A 23,197-nucleotide genomic window follows, 5' to 3' on the forward strand; every position below is an offset into this window, starting at 1 on the left:
GGGGTGTTCGATACCGCAGGCTACGCGGTGTCGGTGGGGCAGTTCAGGAGTACCGATGCCGGCGCCTCGACGGTGCTGAATGGGTCCGTGGTCACGGTCACCGGCGCCGGCGCAGCCTGGGACTTCGTGGCAGGCGCGTTGTCGGCGGGAACGTCGACCATAAAGTTTACCAATACGTCGGCGGCAATTCGTTCGTTCAACGGAGGTGGCAAGATCTACCACAATGTGTGGTTCTCGGGCGCCTATGGCGGGACGCTCAGCATAACCGGCTCCAATGCATTTAGTGATTTCCGGTCGGATGCCGGGTTGCACGTGATCGAGTTTATGGCGGACAGCACCCAGAGCGTCGAGACGCTGACGCTCGGCGGTGCCGGCGCAGGCGCCCGGACGACGTTGAGGAGCGGCAGCAATGGGAGTGCCTGGCATCTGGCCTGCGCTACTGGCGACATCGCGTGCGAGTGGCTGCTCTTGAAGGACTCGCATGCCTCGGGCGGTGCGACGTTCACCGCGACGAGTTCCACGGACGGGGGCGGCAACAGCGGCTGGACTATCGTTGCGCCCGCCACGCCGCCCGCGGGCGACAGGCGAGTGCGTCTGACTTACATCAGGCGTTGAGCGATGGCCAAAGCTCACGTCTTTCGCCGTCCGCCCGTCACCCAACGGGCGAACCTGCTGTGGCGTACGCGCGGGAGCTTCGACGGCGCAGCGCGCCGTTTTCCGGCTGGTCATCTTTCGGGCAAGCGGGCGCATGCATGGCTTCATCGCGAACCATCAGCATCCCTCGAGCGGCGCATTGCCCGCCTGACGCGACACAGGTACGTCGCCGGGCAGGTGCAGGCGGGAGGACGGAGCGAGGCCGTCTCGGCGGTGGACACGCCGACCGCCGTTGCCGCTCGGCCGGTCGCGATCGCTGAAGCGCTGACGGCCAGTGATGTCAGAAGTGGCACGGTGACGATCGCAATTTTGTTCGATGATGTGGTAGCAGCCGCGGAGGTCAGGGCAGCGACGGCGAGCCTCGTTGTCGCGGTCGGCGAGCTCGGTTCGGCGGTTGAAGTTGTCCAGACCGCATTGGCCGTTCCCAGGGCGGCGAACGAGCTTGCCGTGGTCGATGATGCCGTCTCGGCGACGCAGGCAGCAATGCAGGAAGTCGTCGAGGCGGCAAGCGCGGCGCAAGAGTGTGCGAGCAACGCTATTCTGTCGCTCAGCGCCGCGCAGGCGGCGAGCGCGGCCGAAGCGTCAGATCGATCCTTGTCGATGAGCCCCGGCTGCAGCGAGCTCGCCGCGGCCGAGGACAGCTCGCCGGCCGTCTCGATCGTGAGCGGGCTCGATGACGCGAGTGGTGCGGCCAGCGATTTGGCGTGGGCGGCGTCGACGGCGTCCGGTGTGGCAAGCGAAAGTGCCGCGGTCGTGGACGTGCCCGGAGGTGCGGCAGATCTGGCCGGCGACGCCGTGGAGAGCGTGGCGACGCTGGAGCTCGCGGAAGCCACGAACCACTGCCAGGCTGGCTGTGATGAAATGGCAGCTGCGGACGTGGCGATCGATGCCGGTCGACTGTTCGGCGAAAGTGCCGTCGACGCCGAAGCGGCGGAGGTCGCCGAGGCGATAGCGAGCAGCCTCGTCTATTTCGGAGACGATCCGCAGGAGCGCGCCAGCGCGGAGGAAAGCAGCGACGCCGACTGGACCGCCGGCGGGGTCGCGGTCGAGGACGAAACGGCGATGGCGGCGGTGTCGGCCGTGGTTTTCCGGCCAGCCCAGGTCGTGGACTCCGGGCTGGCGCTTGACGATGGCGATGCCCTTGCATCGCTCGGCGACTCCGTCTCGGAGGCCGCGTCCGCGACAGGTGTCGCGGTCGCCACCCTGGTGCACGGCTCGATCGTCGTCGAAGGGGGTGAGGCAGCCGAGTCGGCCATTGCCGGCATGGCAGCAACCGCTTTGCTCGACGAGCGGCACACGCTTGTCGACGCCCTCGCAGGAAGCCTCATCCTGTCTGCCCTTTGCGCAGAGGACAGCGCGACGGCCGACGCGGCTCTTGGCACGCTGGAGTACTTCGCCGGGACTGAAGAAAGCACGCTGGCGGCCGACACGGAGGCAGCGCTGGGCGCGCTTGCAGCGGCGGCGCTCGAGATGGTCTCGGCGGCCGCTGCCGCGGCGATGTCGGCGACCGGTGTCGCAGCGAGCGCAGAGTCGACGTCCATCGGTGAGGCCTCGGTCGGCGCCGTGCTTGCCATCGTGTCTCTGGGCGAGGTGGCAGGAGCAGTCGACCAGATCGATCGAGGGAGCTCGATCGGGGATCGTGTCGATGAGCAGGCTTTGCTCGTCGAGGCCATCCTGGCGACCGCGGCCACGGCTTTGGACGAAACAGCGCAACCTCTCGACGCCAGCCGGGCGGAAGTGCCCTACGACCCGGCCGTCCATGCCTACAACACGGCGACGGTCATCTTCGAGCGTCGTCGTGCGCGGGTCGAGTACACGTCTCCTCACGCGCGTCGCTGACGTGCAGCAGTGTCCACTCGGGCCTGACTGGACCGGGTGGACGCCGCGTCCGGATCGTCATCATGGAACCGTTTGAGGGTGATCAGGGTGAGCCGCGTGCGGCTTCCACCCCGGCGGAGCTGTGCGGTGCGGTCTGGTGAACGACATCCCGGCGTGGGCCGGGCCGGTGGCTCACTCTTGCCGCCAAATCACGCCATCGGTCGAAGCGGTCTCTCACGCATCCTTGCACCCTTGTTAGTGTCGGCGACATCCGGCAACCAGCACGGGATCAAATGTCCAATCGAATTGAAGTCGAGATCAAGAAAACCGATGCCGAGCTTCAGATCGTCTTCGGCGAGGTGCTCGCACCAGGCTTGGTCGATGCCCAGGGCGATTGCATGTCGGCCGAGGAGATTCGCAAGACGGCCTACCGTTTCCTGCAGAAGGGCCGACAGGCCGCGGTCGACACCGACCACGACCGAGCGGCGAACGGCTCTCACATCGTCGAGAGCTTCATTGCCCGCGACGGCGATCCGACCTTCATCCCCGGCGCGTGGGTGATTGGCGTCCGCGTGCCCGATGCGGCCCTGTGGGCGCGCATCAAGAAGGGAGAGTTGAACGGCTTCTCCTTCGAAGGCGTCGGCCTGCGCGCCTCGGCGACGGTGCAACTCGACATTCCCGACAGCGTTTCCGGGTTATCGCAGGAGGCTGCAGGCCACACCCATCGCTTCGTCGTGAGCTTCGACGAGGCGGGCCAGTTCCTCGGTGGCGAAACCGACGAGGTCGAGGGGCACAGGCACGGCATCCTCAAGGGGACGGTGACCGAGGACGCCGCCGGTCACTTCCATCGTTACTCGTTCGCGGAGAATCTGCTCGGTGTTCCGTAGAATTTGGGCTCACGCGCTGAGCGACGTCGACGTGCGGTTCGTCTCCCTCGTGCGACGGGGCGCCAACCGCATTCCTTTCCGCTTCACCAAGAAGGATGAAAGTCCCGTGGATTTCTTCAAGTTCTTTCACAAATCGGAAGCCGCCCCACCGGCCGAAACCACTGTCGAGCCCGATCCTGGCGACGCGGCGGTCGCGGCGAAGCTCGACGCTCTGGTGAAGTCGCTCGATGAATTGTCGGGACTCGTGCAGTCGAGGCTCGACGCGATCGATGCGCGGTTCGAAGCCGTTGAAGCCACGGTCAGGAAGACCGAGGCCAGCATGAAGGGCGCCGTCATCGGCATTGCCTATGGCGACCCTCCGGCCGTGCCGGCGCGAACCGGCAAGGCCGTCCGCCCGCCGCCGCTGCTCGATACCGGCATGGCTGGCTTCGGCAGTCCGGGCTGATCGCCGCCACCTTCTTCGTCTTCGTCATTCGTCCTCATCGTTTCGTTCTCGATTGCCGCGCAAGGCGGCGCGCCCCAGGGAGGGGCCAACACAATGACTGCCAACGCAGCCCTGCTCAGCAAGGCCGACCTGGCCCTCGCCGATCTCAGCGCCAATGGCGGGCTTCTGCAGCCCGAACAGGGCGCGGCGTTCATCCGCAAGCTGATCAAGGAGCCGACGCTGATCCGGCAGGCCCGCGTGGTCGAGATGACGGCGCCGCAGCGCCGCATCAACAAGATCGGCTTTGCCAAGCGCATCCTGCGCAAGGCGACCCAGGGCGTCGCGCTCGACAACGTGTCGACGACGGGCCTCGGCGGCCGCGCCAAGCCGGCGACCGAGCAGATCACGATGACGACGCAGGAAGTGATCGCCGAGGTCCGGCTGCCCTACGACGTCCTCGAGGACAACATCGAGCGCATGACCGTGGCCGAGAACGCAGCGTCCAACACGCCGTGGAGCTCCGGTCTCCAGGAGACGATCGTGACGCTGATCGCCGAGCGCGCGGCCCTCGACCTCGAGGAACTCTGCCTGCTCGCCGACACGGCCTACACCAACGGTGCCGACGCCGATGATCAAGCCTACCTGTCGATGTTCAACGGCTGGCTCAAGCTTGCCGCCGGCGGGCACGTGGTGAACTGGAACAATGCGGTGATCTCCAAAGAGCTGTTCAAGACCGGCATGAAGGCGATGCCGGGCCAGTACCAGCGCAACCTCAACCTGATGAAGCACTTCGTCTCCGTGAACCAGGAGGTCGAGTACCGGGACACGATCGCGAACCGGGTCGGCGCGCTCGGTGATTCGCAGGTCCAGGGCCGCGGCGGCTTGTCGCCGTTCGGCGTGCCGCTGGAAGCCGTGCAGCTGATGCCGGAGGCCGTCGGCCTGTTTACCAACCCCAAGAACCTGATCTTCGGCATCCAGCGCCAAGTCAGCCTGGAGTTTGACAAGAGCATTACCGAGCGCGTGTACATCGTCGTCCTGACGGCGCGGGTCGCCGTGCAGGTCGAGGAGGTCGACGCGCTGGTCAAGTTCACCAATATCGCCTCGGTGTGAGGTTGGTGATGGCAACAGCAACGCTGCACGGCGCAAAGACCTACCGTTATGGCGGGATCGTGTTCACCGCGAACGAGCCCGCCGTCGTGGCGGATAAGGTGGCCGAGGCGCTGGCCGATCTGCCGCAGTACTTCACCGTGGCTTTCGACGGTCGCAAAGCTGGCACCCGGGCGACGCCAAGGCGGGAGCAGCCCGCCGAACCCACGGCCTCGTTCTAGCCATGCGTCTTGCCACGCTGCAATCGGTCCAGGAGGCGACTGGCGTGGACAACGGTCGAGACGGCGAGAATGTCATTCTCGCTGCTCTCGAGGGCGCCACGCTCGATCTTGCCGCGCGGCTGCGCTGCGGAGCGTTCGACCTCGCTTCGCGCGAGGATGACTTTCGAATCTGTGACGGCGCGACGGCCTTTGCTCTCTCCCGCGGATTTGTCCGCGCCGCGCCGACGGTGTGGGCAGCGCAGGACCGGAGCGACCTCGGCGCGTCGGCCCGGAACATTACGGACCGGGTCGACGTCGATCGCGAGAAGGGTGTGGTCAGTGTGCTCTGCCGGGCGAGCGAGCAGCCCATGTGGCTGCGGGTCTCCTACCAGGCGGGCTTCGGCACCGACGATTGCGAGACCTACAAGGACGTGCCGGCCTGGCTGTCGCTCGCCGCGCAACTGGCGGCCCGCATCGCCTTGAATGCCCACCCGTCGTTCGTGACCAATCTCTCGACCACCGATGCGTCGGTACTGCAATCGCAGCTCGACCGGATCATCCAGTCGAAGATGCGCTACCTGCCCTGGGCGCAGATCCCCCGGGCGAGCCGTACGCTCTGAGCATGCTGGCTGTTGGAGGCGAGGGGTCCATGGCTGTATTCGTGCCCGATGAGCGCACCATCCGGCAGCGCGCCCTCGAGACCTTGGTGGAGCGTCTGAGGACCCAGCGCGGTCACTTGCCCGGGGGCGACCCCTACGGATTTGCTTGGGACCAGGTGCTTTGGGCGCCGGCGGGAAAGTGGACTTTCAAGAAGCAGCGCTCGATCGGCGTGTTCGACGGCCACGAGATCAAGACCAATCGCCTGATGGTCAAGGAGTGCGTGCTGCGCGTCACGCTCGAGGTCTGCCTCGTCATCCAGTCCGGCGAAGGACCGTCGGCCGCGATGAACCTCGCCTTCGGCGCGCTGCAGCGCCGCGTGTCGGAAGATCCCTCTCTCGGCGGACTGGTCATCGATCTCCAGGAGGTCGGCAACGACCACAAGGTCAGCGACGACAACCAGACACATATCCGCGGCGCCGTCCTCCTCGACATGACCTACCGGCACGCCGTGCGGGACCCACGTCGACTGGCTTGAGTCCGAAAGTTCACCTCACCCTGAGGAGCGGCCCGGAGGGCCGCGTCTCGAATCGGACGAGGTAACCTTCGCCCTTTGGTGGGCAACACGATGGGCGCTGCAATCCAGCTTGTTTTACGATTCTCTGTGCGGCCCATCCTTCGAGACGGCCGCTGCGCAGCCTCCTCAGGATGAGGACTTTGCTTCGGGCGCCGTCAACGTTGGCGCCCGTATCCCGACAGCCTCAAGCGACTGGCGGCAGAGGTGAGCCACTGCGGCTGACGGACGTTCTTCCTGGCGCAGTACCCGCCTAATCATACCGACATGGAGAGGCCGATCGTGGCCTCGCACGACCAAGAGGTGCGCCCTGATGCCCGTACGAATCTATGCCAATCATTTCTCGGCTGCGTCGCAAGTGTATCGCGTCGATCAGAACGGGTTGACGCCAGCGCTGCGCGGCCTTGCCCAGAGCGTCGCCCGCATCGCCGCCTCGGCCGTGCCAGCGCTGGTCGACAACTCCGGAGGTGCATCGGCCGATGGCACGGTCGACGCCATCGCGGCGTTCACGCCGGCCGTCGTCGGGACGAACGATGCCGTGCAGAAGGCGGCGCTCGAAGCGGGCTTCGCCACGGCTGTCGATGCGCTGAAGGAGATCGTTGCCCAGTGCAATCAATTGCACGCCAGGGTGCCGGCGCTCTCGGGCGTGCTGGTCGACAGTCTCTCCGGAACGGCGGCCGACGGAACGATCGGCGCGGTCACGGCCTCCTACAGCGGCGTGGGAGCCTCCATGGCGTCAGCCGCCGGCGCCAACGCCGTTTTGGCGAACATCCGCAATCGGATCGCGCAGCTCGGCTATTCGGTCGACATGCTTTGCGTCGCCTGTGGCGTGCCGCCCCTGGTCGACAACTCCGGTGGTCTCGAATCGAGCTCCCTGGTGATCGCCGATGTTGCGATCTCGACCGGAACGGCCGCTTCGGGTGCCGACTTGAGCGCTTCCAATGCCATCGTCAGGGCGGCCAACGCCACCGCCGTGATGGGCAGCGTCGCCGCCGCGATCAAGGAGCTTGCGACCAAGCTCAATGCCTGCCGGTCCGCGACGGGCGGCACCGCGCTCGTCGTGGCGGCCTGAGCGGGAGTCCCGACATGTCGATCCTCACGCGCAAGACCCTGGTGTATGCCGAGCTCGAGGGCAGCTACGGCATCGCCGCGACGCTCACCGATTCGACCAGCCCGATGCTGGTGGAGGACGCCGACTATAAGCTCGATGTCAGCAACATCCAGCGCAACCTCTACCGCAACGACCTCTCGCCGATTGCCGACATCATCACCCGCAAGATGGGCAGGATGTCGTTCAAGCACGAGCTGCGCGGCGGCGGGTCCGTTGGTACGGAAAGCCGGATGGGCCGGCTGCTGCGCGGCTGCACCATGGTCGCCACGACGCGCGGCGCGGCATGGTGGGGCGCCTTCCTGGCGGCCGCCCAGCCCAACACGCCGGCAGTCGCCTGGAATGGCGGCGGAAGCCTCTCCGCGCTCGCGGAGCCCAAGACGATCCACGTCCAGGTCACCACCAGCGGTGGGTCGGGCGTGGCGCGCTGTTCGATCAGCTACGACGACGGCACGGCGACCCAGACCAACGTCTCCATGATCTCGGGATCTGCACTGTCGCTGAGCGGAGGCCTTGCCGCGGCGACGATCACGCCGAACTGGTCAGGCACGCTCGTGACGGGGCAGGCCTGGGTGGCGACGGCCTGGCCGCCGGGAATTCAGTACCTGCCGTCGTCGGACGAGACTGCCTATGGCAGCCTGACCATTCGCATGTACAAGGACGGCATGGCGCATCTGCTGACTGGCGCCTACGGCTCCTACAAGATCAACGCGCAGGCAGGACAGCGCGCCACTGTCGAGTTCGAGTTCACCGGCTTCTACAACGCTCCGAACGACGTGCCGCTGCCGGCCAACCCGGTATTCGAGACCACCCTGCCGCAGCAATGCGAGCTCGGCCGGTTGCATCTCGACGGCTTTGGCGTGGCGAGCCCGGTCAGCAATATCTGCGCCGTCGACACCTTCTCTTACGATATCGGCAACAAGATCGATCCGCGCATGTCGATCAACGCCGCCGACGGCTTCACCGGCATCAGAGTCACGGAGCGCAGCTCGACGGGTGGTGTCGATCCCGAGGCGACGCTGGTTGGCCAACAGGATTTCTGGTCCAAGCTCGCCAACGGCCGGCAGATGCCGTTCGGCATGCGTGTCGGAACGGCGACAGGCAACATGTGGGCGATCCATGCGCCGGCGGTGCAGTACACCGGCCTCACCTACAAGGATCGCAACGGCCTCGTCGCCCTCGACGCGGCCCTGCAATTCAATCGTCTGAATGGCGACGACGAAATCCTGCTTTACGCCTGCTAGCCGCTCGAAACACAAGAAGCGGGTAACTCGGGCCGCACCGGCGACGGTGCGGCCCTTCTTTTCCGTCAGTCAGAGATGCGTCAATCGACCGGGAAACGACTCCGGCGCCGCGGACCCGGATGGTACTCTTGGAGGAACGGCGGGACTGACGCAGGCGTTGCAAAAAACGGGCCCAGCCGTTCCTGGAGATCGCGGAGGATTCGAGAGGCAGGCGTCAGCAGCCCCGGACCATTCCAGATGCTGCCGACGCGCCAGCCGAGGAGCAGGGCGTTTGCATATGGCAAAAATACCGTCATCCCGACCGGAGCCGAGCGAAGCGAGGCGTAGGGGAGGGACCTTGTCTTGCTGCAGAATCAACAGGGAAGGTCCCTCGACTGCGCCGCCAAAGGCGCTGTAAACAGTGCCGAATCGGGCAGCTTCGCTCGGGATGACGGTCTTTTTGGCACCCGCGAAATGCCCTGAGTCGAAGAGGGAGGGATCGTTGGTTTTGCCCGCTCGTCTTTCCGGTCGTCGGATCTGGAAGCTCGGGGCCGCTCTCCGCATGTCGGCTCTGCTGGCGATCACAACGGGCTCCGTGCCGGTCGCCGCCGATCAGGTTGTTCCTGTCCGCGACGAGCGAGCGGTCGCGAAGAGCGTGGTCGTCATCCTGCCGTTCACCGTGTGTCCAACCTGCCAATTGCCGGCGGTGCTGGCAGAGGTACAAGCCGATCCGGCTGATATCGCCAGAGTTCATGCGGCACTCGGCAAGAGGCTCGACGCCGCCGTCTATGCGACCGTGATCGGCGGACGGGCGACCATGACGCAGCTGACCGGAAAGCCGTCCCGACTGGATATCCTCGAGCTCTATAACAGCAATGGCTTGCTGGCCCAGGCGGTTCGAGCCGCGGATGGCTCCTACGAGATCGCCCTTCGTCAGCCGAAGGAAGGGGGGCAACCTGGTGCAAAGACCCCGGCGCCGCCGACCTGGGGAACCAAGATCGAGATGGATCCGGCAGACGGGTCGCAATCGGTTACTCTGGCGACCCGATCGCTCGGCAGCGTGCAGGAAGGTACCGCTAGCGATCAGCCGGGCATACTCGTCGTGAGATGCGTGCGGGGCAGGATCACGGTGGTGATTTCGTGGCCGCGCTTCCTGGGGCTGCGCAAGGGCCAGACCATTCAATGGCGATTGGACTCGGCACCCTGGGTCTCGGAGTATTGGGCGATCTCCACGGATGGGCGCGGCTTGTTGGGACCCTGGACCGCCCCCTTCCTGAAGCGGCTCTATGCGGCCAGGCATCTTGCTGTCCGCGTGACTCCCTATGGCCTGCCTGCCCAGACCCTCGAGTTCCGGCTCGAAGGACTTCAGGACGATGCGGCACCGCTTCGGGAAGCCTGCAATCTCAAGTAGCCGCGACAGCGACGGCCGGAACGACACGTCTCTGGCTGCAGCAGCGAGCCAGCCCGACTGGGACAGGTAGGCGCCGCGCGTTCGGCCGATATGGTGCTCGCATCGTCGGCGGGCATCCCAGGGAAGGGCGGAATGGCGATCAGGGCACTCACATTGTCGTCCGTGAAGGTGATCGAATCGGACAGCGATCCGGCCAAGGGCTCGGCGGACGCCACGAAATTCACAATAAGCGCGATCGACGCGTTCGTGTCGGCCTACGTGTTCGACCGCACGCTCACCTTCACCGAGAATGACGCTGGCGGTGTGGCGATGGCCCAGGTCAAGATGAGCGAGGCCAATCTTGAGGCCGTGCGCTTCGGCCTTCGGGGCTGGGAGAATTTCAAGGACGATCGCGGCAACGACGTGGCCTTCACGACCGCCGACCGCATCGTCATGGGCAAGAAGTATGTCGCCGTGGCCGACGAGTGCCTTGCCCTGCTGAGCCAGGACCTCGTTCGCGAGCTCGCCTCGGCCATTCGCAAGATCAACGAGGTGACGCCCGACGACGTAAAAAAGTCCGTCGCGGCGTAGCCGCACTCGTCCTGCTGCCGGAACGTGTCTGCAGCAGATGCTCGGCGCGCCAGCAGAAGGAGTACGGATGCAACGCGCGGCGGGACGAGACCGGCGCCTGGATCGACAAGGCGCTGGCGCCGGTGGTCTTCGATGGCGTGGAGTCGTGGGCCTGCCCGCGTCGACCGGTGAAGGAGGATCCCGCCGCTTTCGCCGAGCTCATGGGACTCTATGCGCTCTACGCGGAAGGCGTGTTGGCCGACGACGGCTCGATCATGGGCCAGGCCGTCAAGTACGTGACCCTCATGCGACTGGTGCACTCGGTCGTCACCGAGTGCCAGGCGCAGCAACGAGAGGAAGCCAGGAAGAGACGATGAACGCCCAGAGCGAGCTGCACTTCGTTCTCAGGATGCGCAAGGAAGCGGCGGAAATCCTGAGGAAGCACGACGAGGCGACGAGCCGCATGGGCACGGCCTACAGGCTGGCGGCCCGGCAGATCGACGTCTTTCGGGAATCGTTGCAGCAGACGGCAAAGGGAATGGCGGGCCTGACCGGCGGCGTGCGCGGCGCCGCCGCTGACGTTGCCGACAACCCGGCGCCGATGGCGTGGGTGACCTCCAGCTCAGCAGATTCGGCGCATGAGACGGAGGCTGCCAGGGACGCCGTGCCGCAGAGGAACGTGCGCAGCATCGAGCGGGATGAGCCGCTCTTCGTTCGGCAGGGCAGGGGACTTGATCAGGTTGACGAGACTGATTGGAAAGACCGGAGAAGGACTGCCTCGACCGGCCGACAATCCGCTGCAGCAGACGATCGGGCTTCGACCGGATCGCGAAGCGATCGTGATCATCGAGTCCTCGAAAGGCAGGATTTCTATCTCGGGCTCCGCGAGGGGCGTGCTCTGGCCGCCGCATTCGGCCTGCCGGACCTGACGGCCGCCAGCGAACTGAAGGCGGTCATCACTGCGATCCTGCGCAATCGGGTGCTTCTGATGCGCACCGGTGCCAACGCCTCGCTCGGTCCGGAGCACCGCGGTGTGCCCGACCCAGTGAATGAGTACAGGTCATCGGAGAACCCGATCGATCCAAGAATGATGGAGGAGCTCAGATCTCTTCACCCTGTGTCGGTCGTGTCGGGCGGAAACGTTACTTCTTCGGTTGAGTCCGGGTATCCAACCCGAGAGGCTCTGGAGCGATCCGCAACAGACGCGTCATCCTTCGCGACCATGATTGCCGCGGAGCGGCGGGAAGGGATGACCGACATCCGAGGTCTTGTCGCCTCCTTGTCGCGCGAGGTGACCCGGGCGATCACGCAGATCAGGGAACGGCCCGAGATCGAGGACGGCAGGAAGGGCGAGGAGCGCTTGCTGGAACGCCTGACGCTCGAGCTGAAGCGTCTCCTTCCGACCGGCAGGGAGATCGCAGAGGGTGCCGCGGATCGCGGGACCTGGTCGCGGGAGACTCGCGCTTCCGGTATCGACACCGGCGTCGGTCGGCGACCGCCGACGATGATGGTTCCCGAGTGGATCGGGTCGGCTTCCCCCAGAGACGATACGATCGATGCCCAACTGCGCGAGGCGACCGCGGGCTGGCAGGCCTACGGCAGCGGGATCGCCAAGGCATTGGGGGCTACGGACCAGGCCCTGGCTGGTATCTTGACCCAGACCAGGGATTGGCGATCCGCCATGCACAGCCTGGTCAACTCGGTGGTGGGCGACTTTGCGCGGATTGCCGTCCGGCAGAACATCACCGGGCCGCTGGCTGACGCGATGTTCGGAGGCAGCCGCAACGTCGGCGACGCTGGTCTCCTGGGGCGTGCCTTCGGCTGGATCACCTCCCTGTTCGAGGGCGGCGGCATCATGACCAGCCATGGTCCCTTGCCGCTGCGCACCTATGCATCCGGCGGAATCGCCGCCACCCCGCAGCTCGCCTTGTTCGGCGAGGGCTCGACGCCAGAAGCCTATGTCCCGGTGCCCAACGGGCGCATCCCTGTGACGTTGCGCGGCGGTGGCTCTGGGCCGGGCATCGGCAGTATTGCCACCAACATCGTGATCAACGTGGCGGGAGGCGGCACTGCTGGCGGTGCCGGTGCAGCTCCTGATCCAGCCGAACAGGCGCGCAACATCGGCGCAATGGTGAGCGCGGCCTTCAATCGCAATCTCGCCGAGCAGATGCGGCCGGGCGGCCTGCTCAATCCATCTGGCTATCTCGGCAGCGGCTTGGCTCACTGATGCCGACAACCACCAGCTTTCCCGGCATTGCCGCGTCGTTTGGAACCGAGCTGTCCCGGACGCCGCGGACGCTCAAAAACGCGTTCGGCAACGGCTACGAGCAACGTGCCGGCGATGGCCTGAACGCGGCGCCACAGACCTGGCAGGTCGTGTGGGAGGGCATTGCCTTCGCCGAATGCACCACCATCGAAGCCTTTCTCGCCGCACAGAAGGGCTATCTGGCCTTCCTGTGGACGCCGCCCGGCGCCGGCAGTGCGCTTCAGTTCAAGTGTGAGTCCTGGTCGGTCAGCAAGACCAGCGGCAACACCGGGACGATGAAGGCGCGGTTCGAGCAGGTGTTCGACCTGTGACCCTGTCAGCCACACTGTCCGCCGATGCACAGTCGCTGGCGCCCGGCGACATCGTCGTGCTGTTCGACATCGATACTAACCCGTTGGGCGGCAGCGACATCTGGTACCTGTGCGCCGGCACGATCAACGGGGCACTGCCGGCGTGGCGCGGTCACACCTATACGCCCTTTCCGCTCGAAGCCTCGGGCTTCGAATGGGCGGGTCGCGGAGCTTTGCCCAAGCCGAAGCTCACGGTTGGCAATGTCGCCGGGCTGCTGCTGCCGGCAGTCATCCAGTACAACGATCTGGTCGGCGCCAGGGTGACGCGCTGGAAGACGCTGGTGAAGTACCTCGACGGCCAGCCCACTGCAGACCCGAACTCGTGCTTCATTCCAGACATCTACTTCATCGATCGCAAGTCGCAGCAGACCAAGGGCCTGATCGAGTTCGAGCTGGCGGCCGCGCTCGACCAGCAGGGCGTCATGCTGCCGCGTCGCCAGCTGATTCGCGACAATTGCAGCGAGACCTATCGGCGCTGGACCGGAACGGCCTTCGTCTATGGCACCTGTCCCTATGCCGGTGCGGCGAAGTTCACCAGCAAGGACGCGTCGACCACCGATCCCGCCGCCGACCGATGCAGCAAGCGGCTGACCGGCTGCCAAGCCCGCTTCGGCTCTGCCAACGAGCTGCCCTTCTCGGGCTTCCCCGGCATCTCCAAGACACGCTGAACCCATGCTCGACATCTCCCCGCGCTGCCGCGACGATCTGATCGAACACGCCAAGGCGGAAACCCCGCGCGAGTCCTGCGGCCTGATCCTGGACGACGCGTACGTGCCGTGCCCCAACATCGCCGATGACCCGATCCGTTCCTTCCAGATCGACGGCGGGACGATGGTCCTCGCCAGACAGTCAGGCCGACTGCGGGCCGTCATCCATTCCCATCCCGACGGCCCGGCCTGCCCGACGCGCACGGACATGGCCTATCAGGCGGAAGGCGAAGTCCCGTGGGGCATTGTCGCCCTGAACCCGGTGCACGGCGCCGAGCTGTTCTTCTTTGGCGACAGCCTGCCGGTTGCGCCATACGAAGGCCGCGTGTTCCGTCACGGCGTCGCCGACTGCTACGCCCTGGTGCGCGACTGGTACCGTCAGGAAAGGGCTCTCGCCTTGCCGCTGACGCCACGCGATCCGGGCTGGTGGGACCTCGGCCAGGACGTCATTGAGGCCAATCTCGGGCAGTTCGCGTTCGATGCCCTTGGTCCGGAAGAGGAGCTCGAGATCGGCGATGTGCCGTTGTTCCAGGTCGCCGCGACGGTGATCAACCACACCGGCGTCTACCTCGGTCACGGCTTGGTCCTGCACCATCTCAGCAATCGGCTCTCGCGCATCGACGTGCTGGGGCCGTGGCGCCAGAAGTTTCACCGCAAGACCATGCGTCTACGCTCGCCGGCGGCGAGAGGCGGTGCATGATGCTGCGCACAGTTTACCTCTACGGTGTGCTGGGGCGCCGCTACGGCTGGCGCCACGCATTCGACATCGAAACCCTGCCGGAGGCGGTGTGGGCGCTCGACGCCAATCACCCGGGTTTCAAGCGCGATTTCCTGCGCGGACCAGCCTACTCGTTCGTCAAAGGCGCGACGCGTCGTGCGGGAATACCGATGGCTCTGGCCGAGGTGGCGATGCCGCTCAGCCGCCACGACCTGCACATCGTGCCGGCCGCCTACGGTCACGGAGGGGGAAATGGAGGCCTGACCGTCGGCAAGATCGTGCTCGGCGTCGCCATGATCGCCGGCGCGTTCTTCACCGCCGGCGCCACGGCATTGGGGACGGCCGCCGCGGCGGCGAGCGCGGAGGGTCTCGCCATTCCCGCGTCGGCAGCCGGCCTGGGGCTGGGATTTTCGGTCGAGTTGCCGCTGATCGGCGCCGTCACCTACGGCCGCATTGCCGGCATCGGCGCCATGATCGCGTTGGGCGGCGTATCGCAGCTCCTGTCGCCGACGCCGCATGCCGCGCCGAGCTACTCCGCGGAGCGGCCGGAGGCGCGTCCGTCCTTCATCTACAATGGGCCGACCAACACCGCTGAGCAGGGTGGCCCAATTCCCGTCGTCTATGGGCGCATGCGCGTGGGTTCGGCGCTGGTGTCCTCGTCGGTCAGCACCGATCAGGTCGAGGGTGCTCAGAGCGCCGGCGCGGTAAGCGGCACGACGGCGCGCGCGAGCTTCTCCGGCGGAGAGCTGTGATGGAGATCAGGCAGGAGCGTCCCGTCTTTGGCCGGGGTGGCGTGTTCGCCAAAGGGCAGGGCACGCAGCCGATGGGCCGCGTTCCGAGCGAAGCACCCAACTCCATGCAGTCCCGCTCGATTGCCCGCTTCCTCGACGTCTGGTGCGAGGGCGAGATCCGCGGCCTGGTGGCGGAGGACCAGTCGATCTTCTTCAATGACACGCCGCTGCAGAATGCCGACGGCACGTTCAACTTCACCGGCATCGCGTGGGACACGCGCTATGGCTTGCCATGGGGTGCCCAGTCGTACATGGCGGGTTTCCCGTCGAGCCGCAGCGTCATTCAGGTCGGCAGCGGGCTCGGGGCCAAGGTCACGCATTCGTCGCCGGTGACTGTCACCTTCACCGACCCGACATCGACGCTGAGCGCGGTGATCGTGAAGCTGTCGATTCCGGCGCTCTACGATCAGACCGACATGGATGGCTCGGTGAAGACCCGAGGCGCCGCCTACAACATCCATCTGAAAACCGGCGCCGGGCCGTTCGTGCTGCAGGTCGCCGACGCCTTCGACGGCAAATGCACCAGCCCTTACCAGCGTGATCATCGCATCGCGTTGCCGGCTGGAACGTCGTGGCAGCTCAAGGTCGAGCGACCCGGCGTGGACGTCGACCAATCCCGCATCAAGGACGAATTCTACTTCACGTCGTACACCCTGGTGACCGACGGCAAGCTCGCCCATCCCAATGTCGCCTATTGCGGTATCCAGATCGATACCGCCCAGTTCAGCGGAAGTGCGCCGGCACGCTCGTACGATCTCTATGGCCTGAAGGTAAGGTATCCGGCCAACTACCACCCGCTCACCCGCCAGTACACCGGTGCCTGGAACGGCACCTGGTCGGTCGGCTGGACGGACAATCCCGCCTGGTGCTTCTACGATCTGCTGACCAACACGCGCTACGGGCTTGGCCTGCCGGCGAGCGCGGTCGATCCGTGGAAGTGGGATCTCTACACCATTGCCCAGTACTGCGATGCGGTGGTCGCCAGCGGCGCCAACATGGTGTTCCAGGGCGTCGACGACGGCAATGGTGGCGTCGAGCCGCGTTTCACCTGCAACATTTGCCTGAACAATCGCCAGGAAGCCTACGCTGCCATCAACACCATGGCGTCGATCTTCCGCGGCATGCCGTTCTGGAGCTCGGGCGCGGTACGGGCGACCGCCGACATGCCCAAGGCACCGGTCGCCCTGTTCACCAACAGCAACGTGATCGCTGGCGAGTTCAAGTACGAAGGCACCTCGCAGAAGGCGCGGCATACAGTGGCCAAGGTGATCTGGAACGATCCCCTCGACGGCTATCGATCGGCGGCGGAGTTCGTCGAGGATCCGGCCGGCGTGGGGCTGTATGGCGTGCGGCAGATCGACATCGTGGCGGCGGGCTGCACGAGCCGCGGCCAGGCGATCCGGGCCGGCAAGTGGGTGCTCGACACCGAACGCACGGCAACCGAGACGGTCCATTTCCGGGCCGGTCTCGACATGGCCGACAAGTTCCCCGGCGACATCATTTCCATCGCCGACGAGAATTACGCCCAGACCGTGTTCGGCGGCCGCGCCGTGTCGGCGACCGCGACGAGCCTCGCCATTGACGCCCCCTACACTGTCGTTGCCGGCCGCACCTACACGCTGAGTCTCATGTTGCCCGACGGGACGATGGCGAGCCGGACGCTGACCAACGCGCCGGGCAGCACCAGTCTCTTCACCTGGTCGGCGGCCTTGTCGGCCGTGCCCCTGGTCAATGCCGTCTGGGTAGTGACGTCGACGGCGCTCACCACGCGCGATTTCCTGGTGGTGTCCAACGTCGAGGTCGGTCCGGCGACGTTCGAGGTCATGGGAGTCTTCTACGACGCCGCCAAGTTCAGCCGCATCGAAATCGGCATTGTCACGACCTCGGTCCCGTACAATGTCGTTCCAACGGGCCCGATCGCACCGCCGACCAGCGCGAGCGCCGTGCTGAACCACTACGTCGCCGGCTCGGCGATCGGCACGTCGATCATCGTGTCTTGGTCGAAGCCCGAGGACGCCAGAGTCTATGCGTTCGATGTCCAGGTGCGCGGGCCCAACGATTCGCAGTATGTCGATGTCGGCGTAACGTCGACGACCAGCATCGAGTACCAGGACTCGGTCGAAGGCGTGTATGATTTCAGGGTCCGCGCGAAGTCCTTGAATGGCAAGGTGAGCGCCTGGGCCGAGTTGCTCGCCGTTACACTCACATCGCAGATCCAGCCATCCGACGTCACTGGCCTCACTCTGCTGACGGACACGACCGGCGTCGCCTTCAAATGGTCGCCGGTGCCCGATCTCAACGTGAGCCGCTACGAAATCCGCGAGGGCCCATCATGGGCGACCGGCACGGTGGTCGCGACCACGGTCGAGACCACATTCGCCCGCCAGGGCCTCGCCGTTGGAACCTACACCTTCTGGGTGGCGGCGGTGACCGCGCCCCAGGGAGTCTACAGCGCCCATCCGGCGAGCCTCGCGGTCACCGTGACCGTTCCCGGATCGCCCTCGGTCACGGGCGTCATCGACGGCACCGACTATCGCCTGAGCTGGCCGGCCGTATCCTCCGCCCTCACCGTCGATCGCTACGAGATCCGCTACGGCACCTCCTTCGCTGCCGGCACCCTGGTTGGCACGACCAAGGCGACGACCTTCCAGGCGCCGATCACGTGGGCCGGCTCCCGGTTGTTCTGGATCGCTGCGATTGACGTGTCCGGCGCGGTCGGACCCGCCGTGGCGACGACCGTCCTCGTGTCGATTCCCGGTGCCGTGTCGGGGCTCACCGCGCAGGTGATCGACAACAATGTGCTGCTGAAATGGATCGTCGGATCGTCGGCCCTGCCGATTGCCCATTACCTGGTGAAGCGCGGCACGACGTGGGCCGGCGGTACGGTGATCGGCCAGAAGCAGGGCACGTTCACGTCGTTGTCGGAGACGGTGGGCGGTACCTTCAGCTACTGGGTCGCCGCAGTCGACACGGCCGGTAACGAAGGGGCTCCAGCTTCCGTCGTGGCTGTCGTCGGCGTGCCGCCCGACTATGTGCTGCACAACGAATGGCAGTCGAATTTCGCCGGCACCAAGACCAATCTTCATCTCGAGAATGGCCAGCTGATCGGGCCGGTCGCCACCGGCGAGAGCTGGGCGTCGCATTTCAGCGCGCGCGGGTGGAGTTCGCCGCAGGACCAGATCAACGCCGGCTATACCTACTTCATCGAGCCGGCGCAGACGACGGCGCAATACAGGGAAACCTTCGATTTCGGCAGCGTCATTGCCACCGATCTGGCGACCGTGACCCTAAACAAGGTCGACTTCCACGGGGCGATCGCCGGCATCATCACCATCGAGACCAGCCTCAACGGCACGAGCTGGACTACGGTGGGCACCGGAAGCCAGCAGTACGTGGCCAATTTCCGCTATGTGCGGGTGACCGTCGATTTCACCAGCGGCGGCGCGGCGTTCTGCATCCTGGCTGGCCTGTCACTGAAGCTGGCGGCGAAGCTCAAGACCGATTTCGGAAACGTCGCCGCCGTCGCGTCCGATTCGGGAGGGACGCTTGTCACCTTTGCCCAATCCTTTGCCGCGGTCGCGGCGATCACGTTGACTCCGGCTGGCACGACGCCGCTGACGGCGGTCTACAGCTTTGCCGGCGGACCCAACCCCGCGAGTTTCAAGGTGCTGCTGTTCGACAGCAGCGGCGTTCGAGCCAACGGCACCGTCAGCTGGACGGCGAGAGGAGTGTGATCGATGGCTGACTGGAACAAGCCGACGGCCTCGGACCTGTATGTCAACTGGCCGGGCCTTCTAGCTGACCGTGACCTCGCGTCAGCGACAATGTTCGATGCCGCCGTCACCAATACGCCGACCGGCGCCATCCGCTTTGACGTCGCAGCCCAGAAGCTTCAGCGCTACAACGGGACGACCTTCATCGACCAGGCGCTCTCCGTTGCGGGCGGCGGAACCGGCGCGGCGACGGCAGCCGGAGCGCGCGCCAATCTAGGGCTCGGCACTCTTGCCACTCAACTGGCGAGCGCGATCTCCGTTTCGGGCGGGGCGATCGACGGCACGGCGATCGGCGCGACGGTGCCCTCGACGGCCCGGTTCACCACGGTCACGGCCAGCCAGATCAACAGTTTCCGCCACGGCCAGAACACCACGGACCAACCCGGGTCTGGCAATGCGATCGTCGGCGGCGCAATGACCTTCGATGCCACGGCGGGGATCGGCGGCTCGTCCCTGTTCCTGTCCAAAGGGCAGTACTGGTCGTTGCTGCTGAATAACAACAGCGGTGGCGGCGATGCCATCCAGATCTTTGCCTTCCAGGGCACGCCGGTCGGCAGCATCGCCATCAGCGCGACCGACGTTACTTTCAACGGCTATGCCAACCCGCCGTCGGACTATCGGCTGAAGGAAGATTTCGCGGCGATCGAGGACGCCGTCGCGCTGGTGGCGCAGCTGCGACCGGGCTGGTTCACCTGGAAGCAGTCGCGCGAGCGCTGGATGGGCTTCCTTGCCCACGAAGTGCAGGCTGTTCTTCCCTTCGCGGCGACCGGCAGGAAGGACGATGTCTGGGGGCACGACGGGCCAAGGGGGCCTGACGGAAAGCTTTTGCATCGGCCAGGCTCCATCAGGCCACAGGGCATGAACCCGGCGAACCTCGTCCCGGTGCTGACGGCGGCCGTGCAGGCGCTGGCGGCGGACGTCGTCGCGCTCAAGGCCGAGGTTGCCGGGCTGAAGGAAAAGGATTCCTCTCGACGCTCGGGATGAACTCGAGAGTCTTTCATGGCGAACGCCGGTGACCGCATCCGCACACGATCGTGGCACCAAATGCGTACCGCCCGGTGCAATTTCGATTGCCAAGGCCGGGATGTCGGTTACTCACGGATGAAGGCGCTGCAAGCGCCGACGTAACACCAAGGAGGGTGGATCGATGAGTCTGGTGATTGCCTTGACGGGCACAACCGGCGTCGGGAAGACAACGGTCGCCGATCATCTTGTTTTGCGCCACGGCTTTCAGCGCCTGCGCTTCTCCGATCCCTTGAAGCAGATGATGTCCGGCTTGCTGATCCGTCAGGGTTGTGCGCCGGACTATGTCAAGCGCTGCATCGAGGGCGATCTCAAGACGCTGCCTGTGCCCGAGCTGGCAGGCCGCACGCCGCGGCACGCGATGGTGACACTCGCCAATGGCTGGGGATGGCGTCTTCATCCCGACCTGTGGGTCACCTGCTGGCGAGGAGCCGCCATGCAGGCGCTGCAGAAGGGACCGGTGGTCGCAGACGATTGCCGGTCGGGCAATGAGTACGACGCCGTCCATGACTTGGGTGGTTTGGTCTGGAGGATCGCCCGCGATGTTTCTGCGCTGCCTGGAACAGCCGAGGACGGGCTGCCCGGCTTCGAGTGCGATGCCAATCTGCTGAACAACAGCTCCGTCAACGCGCTGCTGCGTCGGATCGATCAGCTGTTGCGCGACTATCGTCGCAACAGGGATCGGCGGGGCGATTACCTACCGGTGAAATGGCAGGGCGAGCGCGCACGGCGGCGATTGACGTCCGACCAGCCCGGAGGCAACCCGCAGCACCAGGACATGGGGCATCATGATCTGCAGGGCTGGCCGAAGGCAGCCGACGCCGAGCTCGAGGAGTTGGGACTGCAGCGAGGCGGTTGCTTCGGACACGACGCTGGCGACGATCGCGCCGATCACCCGCCAACGGCCGACCATGACGGCGGGGAGAGCGACATAGCCCACGCCAATCCTGCATAGGGTGCAATCCCCCTCATCGCTCTAGTTTAACTGTCCGGGATTCCATTCCCGATTGCCAACGGCATCCGAATGCCCAAGTGTGGGGCGACACCAAGGAGGGTGACATGCGGCCAGTTAACGATCGCACACACGGCAGCCGGGCGGTCGATCCGCTCGTAAGGGCGCTGCTGTCGGAACTCGACGCCAGCGGTGAGTCGCTGGAGGGCCTGGCTGTCCGGGCCGGTCTCGGCAAGGACACGATCGCCAGTTGGGCAAGGGCGCGCCGCGTCCCCAACATCGGCAACATGCGCGCCGCGCTGGGCGCGGTCGGGCTCGAGCTTGTGGCGCTCAGGCCAAGTTCCGTGCGGCAAGGCATGGTTGTGGAGTAGTCCTCGATCGCGCCCGGAAACTCTTGACTTGGCGCGGGGATTGGACAAAGTGATCGAAGGGACCAAGGAGGGTCGACAACAGCGGCTGCCAAGCGAGCAGCGCTGCGCACCATCACGCCGACATCAACTCCCGGGACCAGCGCACGAAACATGCGCGTGCCCGGACTTGATCAGCCCAAGGAGGGGCGTTTTCATCATGTCGTTCGACTGGCAAGAATCGGATCTGCCCACGCCAATGCTTCGCGCGCCGGTGTCGGGCACCGCGCGCAACCTGAGCGAGCGACAGGGAACATTGGAGTTCAAGCGTCGTTCATCCCTCCTGCTGACGCATCGGGCGCGCCTGCTGCGGTTTCAGGCTGCTCCCCGCCTCACGCGCGACGAGGAGCTCAGGGCGCTGGAACAGTTTCGGGCGAAGCACGGGGTCGTTCGCTGCCCACCGGCATTCTCCGCACCGACGCAGGCTTTCATCGGCTGAGTTCCGCGCCAGGCCGAGGAGAGCCTCTGCATGACCATCAGTTCGCCCCCCATCCTGCTGCGATATGGCGATGCGCCGGGCTTTGCGCTTGCGCGATCGGGCGGCCTCCATGGCGAGGTGCTCGGTCCCGATGCGCTGGACCGGACGGCACGCGAAATCGAAGCTCTGACGGCCGAACGCGCCCACACCCTGGTGAGTGAGCTCGCGGATGCTTCCGACTACAATGCCTTCCGGCTGGGCGGCATCCTGGCGAAGATCCTTGCCGAGAAATGGTACGCCAGCGCGGGCTATGTCGACTTCGCCTCCTATGTTGAGAGACGACACGGCTTCAAGCGGCGCAAGGCCTACTATTTGGTGCAGATATACAGCGCGGTTGCGGAACTGGGGCTTGGCTGGGACGCGCTGAAACCGATCGGTTGGACCAAGCTCAAGGAGCTGGCACCCGTCCTCAAGGATGGCAACGCTGCGGAGTGGCTGGAGCGCGCCGCGGCGCCTGGCATGACGGTGGCGAAGCTGCGCGAGCTGGTGCTGGCGTGCCGCGAAGAGCCTCCAACGCCGTTCGAGGAGGGGGTGGCCGAGCGGACCATCACGCCCCGCACATTTGCCCTCGATGACGAGCAGCTAAGACTCCTCAGCCAGGCTCTGGCCAAGGCGAAGGCAGACGCCGGAACCCATCTCGAATCAGTGGCCTTGGCACATATGGCGCGGAGTTATCTCGGGCCATCGGGCAAGGTGGTCGAGCGCCATCTGACGGCGATCGGCCTGGTCGGCGCCTTGTCGCTGCTCGAACGAAGCTTCCCCGACGCCGATCTCAAGGTCGAGGCGAACCGCCCGCAAGTCGACGGTCCGCAAGATCAAACCCAAGAGGAGTGATGACAAGCAACGAAGATCTTTCGCCGTTGGCGGCTCTGCGCAGCGAGTGCCTGCATCTCGCCGTCCGAATGCTGGCATACTGTGACGCCGACTCGATCAACCCGCAGGACGCCATCCGGCTCGCCGAGGAATACGTCGTCTGGATCCTCGAGACCGGACGCCACGTTGCCGCCTCCGAGCCCGGCAGCGGCCGCACGCTTCATCCCGTTCAGAGCAGCTCGACGGAGCTCGCCGACGCTCATTCCAAGCATTGACGGAGTGTGACCTCGCCACCGTCTGGTGGCGCGACTTCATCGAAACGACGCAGGCACCAAGGAGGGTGGAATGCGACAGCCGAACATATTGG

General features: G+C 65.6%; 24 protein-coding genes and 1 pseudogene. All 25 read left to right on the top strand.

Going from position 1 to position 23,197, the window contains the following annotated elements:
• Nucleotides 1–615 (top strand): annotated as a pseudogene (locus ACILR9_RS33725) (hypothetical protein); the annotation flags it as partial.
• Between the two features lie 3 nt (nt 616–618).
• Nucleotides 619–2,493 (top strand): hypothetical protein, encoded by a 1,875-nt coding sequence (locus tag ACILR9_RS33730; RefSeq protein ID WP_395714377.1) that lies wholly within the window; start codon nt 619–621, stop codon nt 2,491–2,493.
• A 272-nt stretch (nt 2,494–2,765) separates the two neighbouring features.
• Complete coding sequence (locus tag ACILR9_RS33735) at nt 2,766–3,359, top strand: XkdF-like putative serine protease domain-containing protein (RefSeq protein WP_395714378.1); 594 nt, start codon at nt 2,766–2,768, stop codon at nt 3,357–3,359.
• Complete coding sequence (locus ACILR9_RS33740; protein ID WP_395714379.1) at nt 3,349–3,804, top strand: hypothetical protein; 456 nt, start codon at nt 3,349–3,351, stop codon at nt 3,802–3,804. The genes ACILR9_RS33735 and ACILR9_RS33740 overlap by 11 nt, the downstream gene beginning before the upstream one ends.
• Nucleotides 3,805–3,897: 93 nt before the next feature.
• Nucleotides 3,898–4,893 (top strand): hypothetical protein, encoded by a 996-nt coding sequence (locus tag ACILR9_RS33745; RefSeq protein ID WP_395714380.1) that lies wholly within the window; start codon nt 3,898–3,900, stop codon nt 4,891–4,893.
• Between the two features lie 8 nt (nt 4,894–4,901).
• A complete protein-coding gene (locus ACILR9_RS33750) occupies nt 4,902–5,111 on the top strand; it encodes a hypothetical protein (protein WP_395714381.1) in 210 nt (69 codons plus the stop codon).
• 44 nt (nt 5,112–5,155) lie between these two features.
• Nucleotides 5,156–5,710, top strand: coding sequence for a hypothetical protein (locus ACILR9_RS33755; RefSeq protein WP_395714382.1), 555 nt, complete (start codon nt 5,156–5,158; stop codon nt 5,708–5,710).
• A gap of 29 nt (nt 5,711–5,739) precedes the next feature.
• Nucleotides 5,740–6,225, top strand: coding sequence for a hypothetical protein (locus tag ACILR9_RS33760; RefSeq protein WP_395714383.1), 486 nt, complete (start codon nt 5,740–5,742; stop codon nt 6,223–6,225).
• A 349-nt stretch (nt 6,226–6,574) separates the two neighbouring features.
• The gene (locus tag ACILR9_RS33765; RefSeq protein WP_395714384.1) at nt 6,575–7,333 is read left to right on the top strand and encodes a hypothetical protein; all 759 of its coding nucleotides are present in this window, start codon (nt 6,575–6,577) and stop codon (nt 7,331–7,333) included.
• Nucleotides 7,334–7,347: 14 nt separating this feature from the next.
• A complete protein-coding gene (locus ACILR9_RS33770) occupies nt 7,348–8,613 on the top strand; it encodes a hypothetical protein (RefSeq protein WP_395714385.1) in 1,266 nt (421 codons plus the stop codon).
• A 541-nt stretch (nt 8,614–9,154) separates the two neighbouring features.
• Nucleotides 9,155–10,003, top strand: coding sequence for a type VI secretion system-associated protein TagO (locus ACILR9_RS33775; protein ID WP_395714386.1), 849 nt, complete (start codon nt 9,155–9,157; stop codon nt 10,001–10,003).
• A gap of 132 nt (nt 10,004–10,135) precedes the next feature.
• On the top strand, nt 10,136–10,573 hold the full coding sequence (locus ACILR9_RS33780; RefSeq protein WP_395714387.1) for a hypothetical protein: 438 nt from the start codon (nt 10,136–10,138) through the stop codon (nt 10,571–10,573).
• A 122-nt stretch (nt 10,574–10,695) separates the two neighbouring features.
• A complete protein-coding gene (locus ACILR9_RS33785) occupies nt 10,696–10,929 on the top strand; it encodes a hypothetical protein (protein ID WP_395714388.1) in 234 nt (77 codons plus the stop codon).
• Nucleotides 10,926–12,779, top strand: a complete 1,854-nt coding sequence (locus ACILR9_RS33790; protein WP_395714421.1) for a hypothetical protein — start codon at nt 10,926–10,928, stop codon at nt 12,777–12,779. Before ACILR9_RS33785 ends, ACILR9_RS33790 begins: the two co-directional genes overlap by 4 nt.
• Nucleotides 12,779–13,129 (top strand): phage tail protein, encoded by a 351-nt coding sequence (locus ACILR9_RS33795; RefSeq protein ID WP_395714389.1) that lies wholly within the window; start codon nt 12,779–12,781, stop codon nt 13,127–13,129. The genes ACILR9_RS33790 and ACILR9_RS33795 overlap by 1 nt, the downstream gene beginning before the upstream one ends.
• Nucleotides 13,126–13,836 carry a phage minor tail protein L gene (locus tag ACILR9_RS33800; RefSeq protein WP_395714390.1) on the top strand — a complete coding sequence of 237 codons (711 nt, stop codon included), beginning with the start codon at nt 13,126–13,128 and terminating at the stop codon, nt 13,834–13,836. Before ACILR9_RS33795 ends, ACILR9_RS33800 begins: the two co-directional genes overlap by 4 nt.
• Before the next feature lie 4 nt (nt 13,837–13,840).
• On the top strand, nt 13,841–14,575 hold the full coding sequence (locus tag ACILR9_RS33805; RefSeq protein WP_395714391.1) for a C40 family peptidase: 735 nt from the start codon (nt 13,841–13,843) through the stop codon (nt 14,573–14,575).
• Nucleotides 14,572–15,345, top strand: a complete 774-nt coding sequence (locus ACILR9_RS33810) for a hypothetical protein (protein ID WP_395714392.1) — start codon at nt 14,572–14,574, stop codon at nt 15,343–15,345. Before ACILR9_RS33805 ends, ACILR9_RS33810 begins: the two co-directional genes overlap by 4 nt.
• The gene (locus tag ACILR9_RS33815) at nt 15,345–19,118 is read left to right on the top strand and encodes a host specificity protein J (protein ID WP_395714393.1); all 3,774 of its coding nucleotides are present in this window, start codon (nt 15,345–15,347) and stop codon (nt 19,116–19,118) included. The genes ACILR9_RS33810 and ACILR9_RS33815 overlap by 1 nt, the downstream gene beginning before the upstream one ends.
• A gap of 3 nt (nt 19,119–19,121) precedes the next feature.
• Nucleotides 19,122–20,141, top strand: coding sequence for a tail fiber domain-containing protein (locus tag ACILR9_RS33820; RefSeq protein WP_395714394.1), 1,020 nt, complete (start codon nt 19,122–19,124; stop codon nt 20,139–20,141).
• Between the two features lie 163 nt (nt 20,142–20,304).
• Nucleotides 20,305–21,135: a hypothetical protein gene (locus ACILR9_RS33825; protein WP_395714395.1), complete on the top strand. Its 831-nt coding sequence runs from the start codon at nt 20,305–20,307 to the stop codon at nt 21,133–21,135.
• A 104-nt stretch (nt 21,136–21,239) separates the two neighbouring features.
• Nucleotides 21,240–21,503, top strand: coding sequence for a hypothetical protein (locus ACILR9_RS33830; protein ID WP_395714396.1), 264 nt, complete (start codon nt 21,240–21,242; stop codon nt 21,501–21,503).
• Between the two features lie 196 nt (nt 21,504–21,699).
• Entirely contained in the window at nt 21,700–21,978 is a 279-nt protein-coding gene (locus ACILR9_RS33835) for a hypothetical protein (protein WP_395714397.1), read from the top strand.
• A gap of 30 nt (nt 21,979–22,008) precedes the next feature.
• Nucleotides 22,009–22,851 (top strand): hypothetical protein, encoded by an 843-nt coding sequence (locus tag ACILR9_RS33840; protein ID WP_395714398.1) that lies wholly within the window; start codon nt 22,009–22,011, stop codon nt 22,849–22,851.
• The gene (locus ACILR9_RS33845; protein WP_395714399.1) at nt 22,851–23,105 is read left to right on the top strand and encodes a hypothetical protein; all 255 of its coding nucleotides are present in this window, start codon (nt 22,851–22,853) and stop codon (nt 23,103–23,105) included. The genes ACILR9_RS33840 and ACILR9_RS33845 overlap by 1 nt, the downstream gene beginning before the upstream one ends.
• Nucleotides 23,106–23,197: the final 92 nt, after the last annotated feature.

Origin of the sequence: Reyranella sp., assembly GCF_044224635.1 — a bacterium.
Lineage (GTDB): Bacteria > Pseudomonadota > Alphaproteobacteria > Reyranellales > Reyranellaceae > Reyranella.

Coding starts and splice junctions, on each gene's coding strand:
- ACILR9_RS33825 (WP_395714395.1), top strand. CDS start 20,305: ATGAGTCTGGTGATTGCCTTGACGGGCACAACCGGCGTCGGGAAGACA.
- ACILR9_RS33795 (WP_395714389.1), top strand. CDS start 12,779: ATGCCGACAACCACCAGCTTTCCCGGCATTGCCGCGTCGTTTGGAACC.
- ACILR9_RS33770 (WP_395714385.1), top strand. CDS start 7,348: ATGTCGATCCTCACGCGCAAGACCCTGGTGTATGCCGAGCTCGAGGGC.
- ACILR9_RS33775 (WP_395714386.1), top strand. CDS start 9,155: ATGTCGGCTCTGCTGGCGATCACAACGGGCTCCGTGCCGGTCGCCGCC.
- ACILR9_RS33805 (WP_395714391.1), top strand. CDS start 13,841: ATGCTCGACATCTCCCCGCGCTGCCGCGACGATCTGATCGAACACGCC.
- ACILR9_RS33790 (WP_395714421.1), top strand. CDS start 10,926: ATGAACGCCCAGAGCGAGCTGCACTTCGTTCTCAGGATGCGCAAGGAA.
- ACILR9_RS33745 (WP_395714380.1), top strand. CDS start 3,898: ATGACTGCCAACGCAGCCCTGCTCAGCAAGGCCGACCTGGCCCTCGCC.
- ACILR9_RS33780 (WP_395714387.1), top strand. CDS start 10,136: ATGGCGATCAGGGCACTCACATTGTCGTCCGTGAAGGTGATCGAATCG.
- ACILR9_RS33750 (WP_395714381.1), top strand. CDS start 4,902: ATGGCAACAGCAACGCTGCACGGCGCAAAGACCTACCGTTATGGCGGG.
- ACILR9_RS33835 (WP_395714397.1), top strand. CDS start 21,700: ATGTCGTTCGACTGGCAAGAATCGGATCTGCCCACGCCAATGCTTCGC.
- ACILR9_RS33810 (WP_395714392.1), top strand. CDS start 14,572: ATGATGCTGCGCACAGTTTACCTCTACGGTGTGCTGGGGCGCCGCTAC.
- ACILR9_RS33735 (WP_395714378.1), top strand. CDS start 2,766: ATGTCCAATCGAATTGAAGTCGAGATCAAGAAAACCGATGCCGAGCTT.
- ACILR9_RS33730 (WP_395714377.1), top strand. CDS start 619: ATGGCCAAAGCTCACGTCTTTCGCCGTCCGCCCGTCACCCAACGGGCG.
- ACILR9_RS33820 (WP_395714394.1), top strand. CDS start 19,122: ATGGCTGACTGGAACAAGCCGACGGCCTCGGACCTGTATGTCAACTGG.
- ACILR9_RS33845 (WP_395714399.1), top strand. CDS start 22,851: ATGACAAGCAACGAAGATCTTTCGCCGTTGGCGGCTCTGCGCAGCGAG.
- ACILR9_RS33815 (WP_395714393.1), top strand. CDS start 15,345: ATGGAGATCAGGCAGGAGCGTCCCGTCTTTGGCCGGGGTGGCGTGTTC.
- ACILR9_RS33765 (WP_395714384.1), top strand. CDS start 6,575: ATGCCCGTACGAATCTATGCCAATCATTTCTCGGCTGCGTCGCAAGTG.
- ACILR9_RS33760 (WP_395714383.1), top strand. CDS start 5,740: ATGGCTGTATTCGTGCCCGATGAGCGCACCATCCGGCAGCGCGCCCTC.
- ACILR9_RS33840 (WP_395714398.1), top strand. CDS start 22,009: ATGACCATCAGTTCGCCCCCCATCCTGCTGCGATATGGCGATGCGCCG.
- ACILR9_RS33830 (WP_395714396.1), top strand. CDS start 21,240: ATGCGGCCAGTTAACGATCGCACACACGGCAGCCGGGCGGTCGATCCG.